At 45.9% G+C, this 13,162-nt stretch carries 14 protein-coding genes and 1 pseudogene; 5 read left to right on the top strand and 10 right to left on the bottom strand.

Translation table 11 applies throughout. The features are described 5' to 3' along the window. Position 1 precedes the first annotated feature (1 nt). From tal to P1P86_13670, 10 genes and pseudogenes are all read right to left on the bottom strand, one after another. Positions 2-1,075, bottom strand: a complete 1,074-nt coding sequence (gene tal, locus P1P86_13715; GenBank protein MDF1576240.1) for a transaldolase — start codon at positions 1,073-1,075, stop codon at positions 2-4. Between the two features lie 29 nt (positions 1,076-1,104). Continuing rightward, complete coding sequence (locus P1P86_13710) at positions 1,105-1,587, bottom strand: RpiB/LacA/LacB family sugar-phosphate isomerase (GenBank protein ID MDF1576239.1); 483 nt, start codon at positions 1,585-1,587, stop codon at positions 1,105-1,107. After that, entirely contained in the window at positions 1,584-3,593 is a 2,010-nt protein-coding gene (tkt, locus tag P1P86_13705) for a transketolase (GenBank protein MDF1576238.1), read from the bottom strand. The genes P1P86_13710 and tkt overlap by 4 nt, the downstream gene beginning before the upstream one ends. Before the next feature lie 16 nt (positions 3,594-3,609). Beyond that, the gene (gene zwf / locus P1P86_13700; protein MDF1576237.1) at positions 3,610-5,127 is read right to left on the bottom strand and encodes a glucose-6-phosphate dehydrogenase; all 1,518 of its coding nucleotides are present in this window, start codon (positions 5,125-5,127) and stop codon (positions 3,610-3,612) included. A gap of 6 nt (positions 5,128-5,133) precedes the next feature. Further along, on the bottom strand, positions 5,134-6,033 hold the full coding sequence (gnd, locus tag P1P86_13695; protein ID MDF1576236.1) for a decarboxylating 6-phosphogluconate dehydrogenase: 900 nt from the start codon (positions 6,031-6,033) through the stop codon (positions 5,134-5,136). A 76-nt stretch (positions 6,034-6,109) separates the two neighbouring features. After that, positions 6,110-6,826, bottom strand: coding sequence for a thioredoxin domain-containing protein (locus P1P86_13690; GenBank protein ID MDF1576235.1), 717 nt, complete (start codon positions 6,824-6,826; stop codon positions 6,110-6,112). A gap of 136 nt (positions 6,827-6,962) precedes the next feature. Then, positions 6,963-7,316 (bottom strand): annotated as a pseudogene (locus P1P86_13685) (phosphopantothenoylcysteine decarboxylase). Positions 7,317-7,327: 11 nt separating this feature from the next. Further along, entirely contained in the window at positions 7,328-7,636 is a 309-nt protein-coding gene (locus P1P86_13680; protein MDF1576234.1) for a phosphopantothenoylcysteine decarboxylase, read from the bottom strand. A gap of 144 nt (positions 7,637-7,780) precedes the next feature. Next, complete coding sequence (locus tag P1P86_13675) at positions 7,781-8,482, bottom strand: NAD(P)H-hydrate epimerase (GenBank protein ID MDF1576233.1); 702 nt, start codon at positions 8,480-8,482, stop codon at positions 7,781-7,783. A gap of 270 nt (positions 8,483-8,752) precedes the next feature. After that, positions 8,753-9,307, bottom strand: a complete 555-nt coding sequence (locus tag P1P86_13670) for a sigma-70 family RNA polymerase sigma factor (protein ID MDF1576232.1) — start codon at positions 9,305-9,307, stop codon at positions 8,753-8,755. Between the two features lie 192 nt (positions 9,308-9,499). Here P1P86_13670 and P1P86_13665 point away from each other — a divergent pair, with 192 nt between their 5' ends. From P1P86_13665 to P1P86_13645, 5 genes are all read left to right on the top strand, one after another. Further along, the gene (locus P1P86_13665; GenBank protein ID MDF1576231.1) at positions 9,500-10,228 is read left to right on the top strand and encodes an SDR family oxidoreductase; all 729 of its coding nucleotides are present in this window, start codon (positions 9,500-9,502) and stop codon (positions 10,226-10,228) included. A gap of 5 nt (positions 10,229-10,233) precedes the next feature. After that, positions 10,234-10,587: a dihydroneopterin aldolase gene (locus P1P86_13660; protein ID MDF1576230.1), complete on the top strand. Its 354-nt coding sequence runs from the start codon at positions 10,234-10,236 to the stop codon at positions 10,585-10,587. Then, positions 10,584-10,955 (top strand): 2-amino-4-hydroxy-6-hydroxymethyldihydropteridine diphosphokinase, encoded by a 372-nt coding sequence (gene folK / locus P1P86_13655; GenBank protein MDF1576229.1) that lies wholly within the window; start codon positions 10,584-10,586, stop codon positions 10,953-10,955. Before P1P86_13660 ends, folK begins: the two co-directional genes overlap by 4 nt. A gap of 177 nt (positions 10,956-11,132) precedes the next feature. Next, positions 11,133-11,810 (top strand): TonB-dependent receptor plug domain-containing protein, encoded by a 678-nt coding sequence (locus P1P86_13650; GenBank protein MDF1576228.1) that lies wholly within the window; start codon positions 11,133-11,135, stop codon positions 11,808-11,810. Between the two features lie 86 nt (positions 11,811-11,896). After that, the gene (locus P1P86_13645; protein ID MDF1576227.1) at positions 11,897-13,138 is read left to right on the top strand and encodes an MFS transporter; all 1,242 of its coding nucleotides are present in this window, start codon (positions 11,897-11,899) and stop codon (positions 13,136-13,138) included. Positions 13,139-13,162 lie beyond the last annotated feature (24 nt).

Here is a 13,162-nt window from a genome sequence, read left to right as displayed (position 1 = left end):
ATTATATGAGTTCTCTCTTCTGTTCAATGCTGCTTATCAGGTGATTCCAGCTTTCAATAAATGATTTTGCCCCCTCTTTCTGTAAAGTTTCGGCCAGGGAAATAACATCAATCCTCTCTGCTTCAAATTGCTTTAAAAGCTTATCCGTAAGAGCACAGTTACGGGGAAGCGCTGCGCTCTTTTTACCGTGATCGGCAAAGGCAAGCAGGGTATTTTCCGGCATGGTATTTACCGTAAACGGAGCAACAAGGTTTTCAATATAAAGTACATCACTCACGGCCGGATCCTTTGTGCCGGTGCTGGCCCAAAGCAAGCGCTGAGGCGATACACCCAGGTTCAGCAGCCTTTGAACGCGTTCCGACTGAAGAAAATGCTGATACGATTCATAGGTTTTTTGTGATACTGCAAGTCCCAGCTTGTTTTCCAGACTGTCCGGCACCTTACCCGACACTGCTTTATCCCAGCGACTTACAAAAACCGAGGCCACTGACCTTACATCCGGATTCAGACCCTTATCGGCACGAAGCTCAACCCCCTTCAACCAGGCATTGGCCGCGGCTTCATATTGATCCGCAGAAAAAAGCAAAGTAATATTGACCGGGATCCCTTCAGCAATCACCCTTTCAATAGCCGGCAATCCCTCAGGTGTACCAGGAATTTTTATAAAGACATTTGGTCTGTTTACCTGCCGGAATATAGATTTTGCTGCCTTGATAGTGCTTTCTGTATCATAGGCCAGCAGCGGTGAAACTTCAATGGAGACGAAACCGTCCACTCCGTTTGTTCTTTCATACACCGGGAAAAACAGGTCGGCCGCCCGCTGGATATCCTCAATGGCCAGGGTAAAAAAAAGCGCTTCGCTGTCCAGGTCCCCACCGGATTCCCTGATTGACGGATCATAATCATCCGATCTGGCAATAGCATTGTCAAAAATGGTAGGATTCGAGGTTAAACCGGTAACCGAAAGCTCATTGATATATTTTTCGAGGGTTCCGTCATCCAGGATCTTCCTGGTAATATTATCCAGCCATAAGCTGATTCCCTGCTCATTCAGGGCTTTTGTCTTTGTATTCATTATCTGTAGATTTAATTGTTCTTATAGAATTATTCTGCTGTTCTTCTGCGATTGTGATCGGTTTCCACCGGCTGAATCAATATTTTTTCCAGCCTTCTCCGGTGCCTCTCTGCATTGGAGAAACGTGCATTTAAAAAAGCCATTGCCAGTTCACCAGCCTTTTCAATCCCGATGATTCTCCCGCCCATGCACAGCACATTCATGTCGTCATCTTCCACTCCCTGATGGGCAGAAAAATGATCATGCACCAGGGCTGCCCGGACGCCGGCTACCTTATTGGCAGCAATGGAAGCTCCCACACCACTCCCACAGACGGCAATCCCCCTGATAACTTTTTTTCCGGCAACGGCCTTTGCCAGTGGAATAACAAAGTCGGGGTAATCATCATTAGCCTCAAATCGAAAATTTCCAAAATCCACAACTTCGTAATTTTGTTCTTCCAGGCGTTGCTTCAGACCTAGTTTAATTTCATATCCGCCATGATCAGAGGCGATCCCTATTTTCATTTTCATTGCAGGATGGATTTAGATTTTTTTACGATGTCGCCGGAGGTCAGTTCAAACTCTTCCAGCAAACTGTTTAATTTCCCTGAAGCCCCAAAAGTCTTCATTCCCATCGCTTCACCAACTCCCGGGAGTCCGGTAAATCGGTTCCACCCAAAAGTGGATCCCGCTTCGATTGAAATCCTTGCAGTTACATGGGATGGAAGTACCGACTCCTGGTAAACAGCATCCTGGCGCTCATAAAGATTCCAGTTTGGCATGCTGACTACCCTGGCCTTAATCCCGTCCTTCTTAAGTTCCTCGAATGCTTCAAGAGCCTGATTCAGCTCAGATCCGGTGGCAATAAGAATAATTTCAGGAGTTCCGCCGGTATCTGCCAGTACATATCCTCCCCTGAGAGCGCCGGAGGCCGGAGCATACTTGTTTCTGTCTATCACAGGAAGATCCTGACGGCTTAATATCAATGCAACCGGGGCATTTTTGAGTTCCATGATGTATTTCCACATCACGGATACTTCGTTTGCATCGGCAGGCCTGATTACTTCAAGATTCGGAATAGCCCTGAGTGAGGCTATATGCTCAACGGGCTGATGGGTCGGGCCATCCTCGCCCACACCGATACTGTCGTGAGTAAAAATAAAAACAACCGGCAGGTTCATAAGTGCGGAAAGGCGAATGGATGAACGGGCATAGTCGGAAAAAACCAGGAAGGTACTGGCGAATGTTTTCAGTCCGCTTAAAGCGATCCCGTTGGCGATGGCTCCCATGGCATGTTCCCTGATCCCGTAGTGCAGGTTTCTTCCGCTGAAGTTATCTTTCTGAAAACCGGAGAAATCCTTCAGACCGGTAAGCGTGGAGGGAGTCAGATCCGCTGAGCCGCCTATCATAAAGGGTATTTTTGCTGCAATGGCATTCAGTACAGTGCTGCTGGCTGCCCGTCCGGACATCTTCTCCCCCGGTTCGAAAACCGGTATACAGCAATCCCATCCTTCGGGCATCCGGCCACTTTCAATGGTTTTTATTTCCGAAGCCAGATCCGGAAATTCCCCGGTGTATTTTTCAAAGAGCTCATTCCACTCCCTGTTCTGTGCTTGTCCCCGTAACTGTGTATTGCGTCTGTATTCCCGAACCTCTTCCGGCACATAAAATTTCTTGTCGGGGTCCCATCCGTAAAATTGTTTGGTCGCCCTGATCTCTTCCTCACCCAGCGGAGATCCGTGTGCCCCGTGTGTATCCTGCTTGGTGGGGGCTCCGTAGGCAATATGGCTGTCCACAATGATCAATGACGGCCGCTGCTTCTCATTTTCGGCCATTTGAAGAGCCCTGGAGAGCATCTCCAGGTCATTCGCATCACCCACCCTGATCACGTTCCAGCCATAGGCAATAAACCTGGTGGCGACGTCTTCGCTGAAAGCCAGGTTTGTATTTCCCTCAATGGTTATTTTATTGTTATCGTAAATCCAAACCAGGTTGTCCAGGCCGAGGTGGCCTGCCAGCGAAGCTGCCTCACCCGAAATTCCTTCCATCATACAACCATCACCCGCCAGGGCAAATATCTTATAGTCTATCAGCGTATAACCGGGCTGATTATACCTGGCCGCCAGCCACTTTTCTGCAATGGTAAAGCCTACGCTTGTGGCAACACCCTGACCTAAAGGACCTGTAGTTGTTTCTACCCCGGGAGTATGACCGTATTCAGGATGTCCGGGACATTTGCTGTGCAATTGGCGGAATGCTTTCATATCATCAAGGCTTACATCATACCCGTTAATATGTAATGTGCTGTAAAGCAACATCGAAGCATGACCGGCAGACAATATAAACCTGTCCCGGTTGATCCATTGAGGATGGGATGGATTAAAATTCATAAACCTGTCATACAGGACATAAGCAACAGGGGCCAGGGCCATGGGGGTCCCGGGGTGACCTGAATTGGCTGCCTGTACCGCATCCATGGAAAGTGTTCGTATCGTATTAATGCCTGATTGTGCAGGATAGTTTCTCTTATCTTTCATTTGTCTTCTGTCTAATTTACAATTCGCAGTATGTACCGTCACCGTCCAGGTTTTTACAGGGATAGCGCCAGGTCATTCCGGGATCATCAATGAGTTCGTCGGCATTTTCCGGTCCCCATGATCCGGCAGGATACCCATACAGAGGTATCTCCGGATTGTCTTTCCAGGCTTCAAGCACGGGCATAACAAATTTCCAGGCTTCTATGACCTCTTCCGTACGCGCAAATAAGGTTGAATCTCCCCTGATTGAATCGAAGATGAGCCTTTCATAAGCCGAGGGTATCCGCTGGCTGGAAAGATCGGAATAATGAAAATCCATATTCACATTCTGAACCTCAAAGCCAGCCCCGGGAATTTTCATGCCAAATTTCAACAGGATGCCTTCGTCGGGCTGAATCCTTATTACCAATTGGTTACACGAGCTGCAATCGGCCTGACCGGAGAAAAGGGAATGGGGTGTTGGCTTAAAATGGATGACCACTTCGGTAACCCGGGTAGGCAAACGCTTTCCGGTACGGATATAAAAGGGCACTCCTCCCCACCTCCAGTTATCGATATAGAACTTCAGGGCGGCATAGGTTTCTGTGACCGAATCCTGCTTCACCCCATCCTCATCGCGGTAACCCGTCACGCCCAGTCCATTGATGCTTGAAGCCACATACTGTCCACGCAGGGCAAGCTCTTTAACCTCCTCTTTTCCAATGGACCGTAATGATTGAAATACCTTTAATATTTCATTGCGGATGGACTGGGGTTGCAGGGTGGCAGGCGGTTCCATGGCCGTTAAGGCAACAACCTGAAGCAAATGATTTTGCACCATATCGCGTAAGGCACCGGATTGATCATAATATCCTCCCCGCTGTTCCACGCCAAGGCTTTCTGAGGAGGTCACTTCTATGTGATGAATATATCTGCTGTTCCAGAGGGGTTCAAATATTCCATTTGAAAACCTGGTCACCAGCAAATTTTGCACGGTTTCCTTGCCCAGATAATGGTCTATTCTGTAGAGCTGTTCTTCCTCCCAGTCTTTTAGTAATAAATCCTTAAGTTGCAGGGCTGAGTCGAGGTCATATCCAAATGGTTTTTCGATAATCACCCTTTTCCAGCCGTTTTCCTGCTTATTCAAACCTGCCCCGGCAAGCTTTTGTGGTATTACTGCATACAACTCAGGGGGTGTAGACAGGTAAAAAATGACATTCCCAGAAACAGCATTCAGCTTTTGCAGCGCTGTCAGCCTGTCTCTGAGCATTTCGTAAGATTGTATGTCATCATACTGCAAAGCCGAATAGAATAACTTTTCCGCGAACTCCTGAATCTTTTCCCTGTTATCGGTTTCATTGTATTGTTTCAGGGCTGCGATCATGTTCAACCTGTATTCAGCATCGGAAAAACCGGTTCGGGAAACACCCAGAAGTGTAAAATTCTCAGACAGCAGATTCTGCACATACAGCGAGTAGATGGCAGGAACGAGCTTTCTTTTGGCAAGATCGCCCGAAGCTCCAAATATCACGTAAATAAAACTGTCCTTATCCATCGCTTCTTAGTTTTTTGATTTCACAGCATGACCTCCAAACTGATTCCTTAATGCTGCCAGCATCTTCATTGCAAATGATTCCTTCTGCCGGGACTGAAAACGCGCAAACAGCGCATTGGTGATTACGGGGGCAGGTACATCCAGGTCAATGGCTGCCTGAATGGTCCAGCGTCCCTCTCCGCTGTCGGGAACATAATCTTCCAGTTTTTCGAGCTTCGGATCCTCCTTCAGGGCATTCACCGCCAGTTCCAGCAGCCATGAACGTACTACACTTCCGTATTGCCAGGCATCGGCAACTTTGGGCAGGTTAATTCCGAATGGCGATTTTTCAAGTATTTCAAAGCCTTCCGCATAGGACTGCATCATGCCGTACTCAATGCCATTATGGATCATTTTTACAAAATGTCCGGACCCGGAATCACCGCAATAGACATATCCGCTGGCCGGAGCGAGTGTTTTAAAGACCGGCTCAGCGTAATCCGCTGCCGCTTTGTCGCCTCCATACATCAGGCAATACCCGTTTTGAAGTCCCCAAACACCCCCGCTGGTTCCACAATCGAGAAAAAAGATCTCTTTTTCCCCGGCCCTGGCAGAACGCGCCTGAGTTTCTTTCCAGTTCGAATTGCCACCGTCAATGATAATATCCCCGGGGTTCAACAATTCGAGGAGCTGGTTGAGATTGTCGTCTACCGGCTTTCCGGCAGGAACCATTAACCAGACAATTTTTCTTTCCGGGAGTTTTTCAACCAGTTCAGCGACGGACAAAGATGCAATAGCTCCAAGTTTTTCAAGGCTTATAACCGGAGCAGGGTCCATATTCCAGACCACTACTTCGTGGCCTTCGTTCAACAAGCGTTGTACCATGTTATGACCCATTTTCCCAAGGCCGATAAATCCAATTTTCATGCGTATAAAATTTATGAGTGATTGATAATATGGTCATTATTGAATACATGACCAGCACTTGATATGCTCACATTACTTATAATAAACGGTCAAATAAGACTGTCAGATCCTCCTCTTTCAGTATTCCGGAATGTGAAAATATTTCGGTTCCATTCTGAAACATACTGAAATGTGGCACACTCCATACCTGCAGCTCTTTCACCAGTTTCTTACTGGCATCTGCATTGATTTTTATGACATTGATTTTTCCGGCATAGGCCGTTTTCAGGCTGTCTATCATAGGCATCATTTGCCTGCAGGGACCGCACCAGGGAGCATAAAAATCAATCAAGACAGGCTTTCCCGAATCGAGCAAAGCATAATATTCGTCGGGTTCCATTTTATCTTTGGTATCCGGCCGGGCATCCGCCTCCACAACTACTGCAAGATCGAAAAGCTCCCATTCCATGATGCCCCGCTCCAGGTTATACACCTGGTCATATCCGTTCCCGACCAGGAATTCAGCAGCTTTTTTGCTTCTGTATCCGGTATTGCAGTAGAGATATACAGGTTTATCTTTGGGAAGAAGCAGTAATTTCTTTCTGAAATCAAGGGCATAATAATTAAGCTGGCCGGCCGCTTCGATGTGGCCATTGGCAAATTCAGAATAGGTTCGAACGTCAATTAATGTGACGCGTTCATTTTCCAGAATTGAATTCAGCTTTTTGGAATCGAGCTGGTTCACATCTTCGGACTGACCTGAGGCCAGAATCATAAAGGTTTGAAGTAAGAGGATGAGCAGGTATTTGTTCATGACTAATTTGTTTGTACCTATGGTCGAAGAAAGTCTGAAACCTGACACTGTCTGAAAGCAACATCGGCTGAACTTAATTCCGATTTTAAGAATGTTATAAGAATTGAATTTACTGACCGGGTCGATATAAGCCTTGTTAACACCCGGAACAGTGTTTTTTGAAATAAACCTGCTCAATCTCATTCACAATATCAGTTGCAAGTTCAACCTTGGATCTCAGCGGATAAGGATTTAGAGTGCCATCATCCCTGAGAATTGAGATCCGGTTGGTATCATGTCCGAATCCTTCATCCTTCCCGGGGCTGTTCAGCACGATTGCATCAAAATTTTTCCCATGTAATTTCACGGATCCGTTTTCAATAAGGCGATTTGTTTCCAGGGCAAAACCGATGGAAAGTTGTGTGCCGGACTTCATTTTTCCAAATTCCGCAGCGATATCCGGATTTTTTATGAATTCAATATTCGTGAGCTGTTCCGATTTTTTGATTTTATCTGAGTGTTTTACTTTCGACGGTAATCGGCCACCGCTGCAGTAAAAATGGCAACATCTGTCTTATTGAATTTTTCTTTGCAGGCCGCAAGCATTTCTTGCGCCGTAACCACCCGAATCAGGTTCCTGATGGAGTCTGCGCTGACAGAAACCGGACCTGAAACCAAAGTGACTTCTGCTTCCCGGAAAATTAGTTCCCTGGCAATTGCATATCCCATTTTTCCACTCGATTCATTGGTAATAAACCGGACCGGATCCAGGTATTCCCGGGTTGGACCCGCTGTGATCAGTACTTTTTTCCCTTTTAGTATATTTTTCATTTCGTAAGCAATAAATATGAAAGAGACTGAAAAAATGTTCTCAAAAGTTTTGCAATCAGATTAAAACCTGATTCTATTTGTAGAGGATTTTTGAAAAGCTGACAGAGGCTCTGCAGCCTGTGAGTTCAAATACGCAGAGTGGTATTATAAAATGCATTTCAGCAATCCGCCATACCTGAACTGCGAGGGTTGCTTTATACCATAGTGCCCATATATGACTTCGGGAATTCCAAGATCGGCTAAATACATTTCGGATTCGCCGGACAGTGACAGCAATTCTGTTTTCATGGCCGCAAGGGTGAGAATAACTCCGGGATTAAAATCTGTTTTTCCGGTGCTTTTATCAAAACCGGTTGGAATATCCAGGGAAATCCGGGGACATATGAGTGTTTTGCTCATATCCACAGATTGACGGATGGCGTCCGGAAGTGGCAATCGCTGCGAGAATCCCAGATAAGCATCTACAAAAATGCCGGGATCGTTTACCGGACGATTACTGACACCGGTGGCCAATGCCCGATCCAACTGAATCTTCGTTAAATCATTGATGTCTTTTAAAGGGATATCCAGATGGGTCTGGAATCCCCAGCCCGATAAGCGCCTGGCCGCCACCAACCCTCCACCTCCATTATTCCCCGGACCAATTCCTATCAGCACTTTCCCGCCGGAGGGCAGGAAATGAGCCACAAGCCTGGCCAGTTGTAATCCGGCATTCTCCATCATCAGCTCTACCGGCAAATGATATCGCTCCACGGCCAGGTAGTCCATCTCCCTGAACTTATCGATCGACAGATGATTATCTCCTATTTGATACCCGGGAATGGACATTTCCTGAGAATGTATCATCCTATTTCAGACAGCTTCTCAGAAATTCTCAGTTTCAGCTTCTTTATGTCTTCTTTGGAAAATTCCTCCTTTGGGCTCAAAGAAATTCCATTTTCCAGGAAAGTGCTTTGCTTTTCATAAAGAGAGCATGCACTGCACATCATTTTGTGCATTTTTAACTGAAGCTTCTCTTTTATTGAAAGCCTGAAATTCAACTTCTTCTCAATCAGTTCCGTTGCTTTATAGCAGGACAGAAACAGAAAATTCATCAATTTTTTCATAAGTTCAACTTCAATCAGTAAACCACTTTTGCTCAATACAATCCCGCAGATGCAACTTGGCCCTGTGTATGATTTGCCAGTAATTCGTAGGAGATATGTTCAATTCCTGACAAATCTCCTCCCCCTTTTTTTCTGAAAAGAATTTTAATTTGACACAAGTGTTCCAACTTTCAGGCAAAGCATCCAGGCAATGCTTCAATACAGCCTGAAAATCATGATCATCCAGCAGATTTGCATCTTCCTCCCATGGCTGCGGTCTTTTATCCGTTTTCCAGCTTCCCCCTGCATCAAAAAATGTGGAAAATACCTGATTATCGACCCTGACTGGTTGTTTTACTTTTTTCCTGTAGTGATCGATGATTTTATGATTCAGAATAGAGAATAGCCAGGTCTTGGGTGAACTTTCCTCTTTAAAACCGCCGATTTTCTCAGCGGCTGCCAGGAAGGTATCCTGGACAATATCCCTGGCCAGTTCCGGATCCGAAACTTTATGCAAAGCCCATGAATAGAGATCTCCGGTATAATCCTGCACCCATCCGGATAAGTCAAGTGTTGCGTTTTTCATCTAAAAGCATTAAGCTACATATGAACAAATTGGTTTAAAGTTAAGAAGAAATAATCAAAGGCATTGCCGGTAGATAAATTCCTGCACCCGGGTTTTTTTCTGCAAACTTTTTGTCAGGGGCGGCTGTTTATCTAAAAACAGAACCAGGACCAGGGTCCGTCTTTTATCTTATTTTTGATATAAATATCCAGGATGAAAAAAACCGCACTTGTAACAGGCGCATCAAAACGGATCGGCAGATCCATTACAGAACACCTGGCTGAAAAAGGGTGGGATGTCATTGTCCATTACAACTCATCCGGGAAGATGGCCGGTGAATTTGTTCATTTACTGGAATCGAAATACCCGAATCAGGTCTTTTATCCGGTGAGAGCAGACCTGGCCGAAACAAATGATGTTGTTTCGCTTATCCCAGGGATTCTCTCACAACTTGGTAGTTTTCAATTGCTTATAAATAATGCTTCCGTATTCAATCCCGGATACCTGAAAGAAACCACCCTGGAGCTACTGGAACAGCAGATAAACGTGAATCTGAAAGCGCCATTTGTGCTTATCCGGGACTTTGCTGTTGCGTGTAAAACCGGAAATATTATCAATTTGGTGGACACACGAATTACAACAAATAAGTCAAATTATGCTGCCTATTCGATTTCAAAAAAGGCCCTCTGGGAGTTAACCAGGATGGCAGCCCTCGAATTTGCTCCGGATATCCGGGTGAATGCCATTGCACCGGGAGTCACTTTGCCCCCTGAGGACAAAGACGAGAACTACCTGTATAGATTGGCTAAAAATATTCCGATGAAAAAATCGGGGGGAGTCGATCCCATTATTCAGAGTATCGAATATATCCTCCAAAATGAATCTTTAACCGGGCAATTGCTTTTTGCCGATGGTGGTGAAAACCTGGGTCCAAACGTTTAAGAATTATGGCAATCATACGCGTGAAGAATTTGCTGATCAGAACTTATATCGGGTTTAATCCCGAGGAACTGGTAAATAAACAAGACGTGGTAATAAATCTGGAAATCGAAACAGACATCCCCGAACCGGTACTGGAAACAGATGAGCCAAGGGAAATATTTGATTATAAAACCATTACAAAAAAAGTAATTGCTCTGGTCCAGGATGGAAAATTCAAATTGCTTGAAGTACTGACCAAAAAAATCCTGGATCTGATCATGGAAGATGAAAGGGTGATCTCTGTACGCGTGGAAGTGGATAAACCGCATGCATTGCGCTTTGCAGAATCTGTTTCCATGGAGATGAAGGCAAAGCGATGAATGTGGTCATCATCGGCATCGGGTCTAATATAAATGCGGAGGCAAACATTGCTAAAATGCTGGAAATCCTGCAAAAAAAGGTGGAGCTTATTAAGGTATCCCGGTTTGTAAAAACCAGTCCCGTCGGAATATTAACGCAGCCCGATTTTACCAATGGGGCCGCTAAAATCAGATCGCATTTAAATCAGGAGCATCTGAGAAAACTTTTAAAAGGAATTGAGGATGAAATGGGCCGCGACCGTTCGAATCCGAAGTTTGGTCCCCGCAGCATAGATCTGGATATTGTTGCCTGGAATGGCAAAATTGTCGACGAGGATTATTATACGCGTGGTTTTCTCCGGAAATCGGTGGATGAGCTGCTGGACTGACAGCCTGTGTTGTTCAATTCCTGCCAGCTGCAATGACCGGGATATAAAAAACCCTGACAAACCTGTATTTTTCTGACAAACTGATTAACTTTCGCCATCCTTTATCCCCACCTGCACCCGGGGGAGTTAAGGGGCAGACAGGTAAAAATAATTTTAACAGTAAAAACATATCATATCATGAAGAAACGGTCCATTCTTTTTCTCGGATTAATCCTGTTTTTCGCTTCCACTCAGGCCCAAACGAGGGTGGTGTACGGGAAGATCACGGCCTTCAATAAATACCCCCTCCAAAACATTGAGGTAAATACCAAGAAAAGCAAGGCCTCGGTGAAATCAGACAGTCTTGGCATGTTTTCCATCGTAAGCATGGAAGAAGACAGAGTGATCATCAAGACAAAAGCCTTTAAAACCGTGATCCGCAAGGTGGAAGCAGATACCGATACCCTTTTTGTAAACCTGGTGTTTATTGATACCAAATCCAACAGAGAGCTGGCAACAGGGTATGGCTATATCAATTCCCAGGATTTGAATTACGCGGTTAACAACCTGGAGCAGGAGAATAACGAATTCTGCAATTATACCAATGTGTTTGATCTGCTGGTGGGGCGTTTCCCGGGAGTTTTGGTACAGCGAACAGCCACAGGAGGTGCCGTATATATCCGGGGCGGAACCTCGGTGAATATGTCCAATGAAGCGCTTTATGTGGTGGATGGTGGAGTCACCACCAACATCAGCTATATCCATCCCTGCGATATCAGGTCCATCAATGTTCTTAAGGATGCCAGTGCCTCTATCTATGGTACCCGTGGATCCAACGGAGTGGTGGTCATTGAAACCAAAATGGGAAACAACTAGAAATTCCCGGAATCCGCCTTTTCTGTATTCCCTGATGCGCCTGCTGAATCAGGACCAGGTCCGGGCTTTGAGCTTACCTTTAAGGAATGAGCAAAAAGGAGCGCTTCATTAAGGACAGGCAATACATCAAGTTCTGCCTGTATGGATTCCTGAAGAACCTGAGGTTCTTTGATGCCTTCTTTATTCTGTTTCTTGTGGGGAAAGGAATTTCTTTTACCCAGATTGGCCTCTTATATGCAGTCCGGGAGGTAATCACCAACCTGTTTGAAATTCCTTCAGGGATCATTGCGGATACCTTTGGCCGTAAAAGGGCCCTGGCAGGATCTTTTATCCTGTACATCGGTTCATTTGTCCTGTTTTATTTGTTTCAGGATTTCTGGTTCTTCCTGATTGCTTTCATACTGTTTGGCCTGGCTGAGGCCTTTCGTTCCGGCACTCACAAGGGGATGATCATGGACTATCTGAAAATAATTCATATGGAAAAGCATTCTGCCGACTATTACGGGCATACCCGCTCCTGGTCGCAGAAGGGTTCCGCCATATCGGCTCTGATAGCCGGAATTATTGTGCTTTCCGGAGGCTCCTATCAAAGTGTTTTCCTTTACTCTGCAGCTCCTTATGTGTTGAATTTCCTCCTGATCCTGAGCTATCCCGCTGCCTTAAACCGCTCCCTGGAACCCACCATTACCCAAAGAAGCAACCGCCTCGGGAATGCCACCCGGATGCTGTTGAAACTCTTAAAAAAGCCGCAGGTTCTGAAGATCATATACAGCTCGGCGGCCCATACGGCTTATCTTCGTTCTGTCAAGGATTACATTCAACTGGTGATGTTCAATCTGGCAGTCACGATTCCCATCCTGGTACACCGGAATGTGGAACAAAAGAGCGGGCTCCTGATCGGTGCCCTCTATTTCTTGATCTACCTGGCCACCTCAACCGCCTCAAAATATTCCTGGTTCCTTGCCCAAAGAAGCCGTTTTAACATGGCGTTCCTGACGCTGATGGCTGGGTTTCTTGCAGGGGCTGTAAGCGGCATGGCTTTTAAAAAGGAATTCTGGATCCTTTCCCTGCTCTTCTTCACCGGGATCTATATAATGGAAAATATCCGGAAACCACTTTTAACGGGGGCGATTGCGGATGAGGTCCCCCGGGAGATTCTCACCTCCGTAATCTCAGCCCAGTCGCTCTTACGGACCATTCTGACCACCATTCTTGCTCTGGTTCTCGGATGGGCCGCCGACCATTTTGGGGTGGGGATTTCCCTTTTCGCGATCTCAACGCTGCTGCTCCTCAGCGGACTCCTGGCTCAAAATAAGGTAAGGTCCTGATTTTATCAGCTTTTGTTCTCGATC

The organism is Bacteroidales bacterium (assembly GCA_029210725.1).
Lineage (GTDB): Bacteria > Bacteroidota > Bacteroidia > Bacteroidales.
This window is presented reverse-complemented; position numbering and strand designations above follow the sequence as displayed.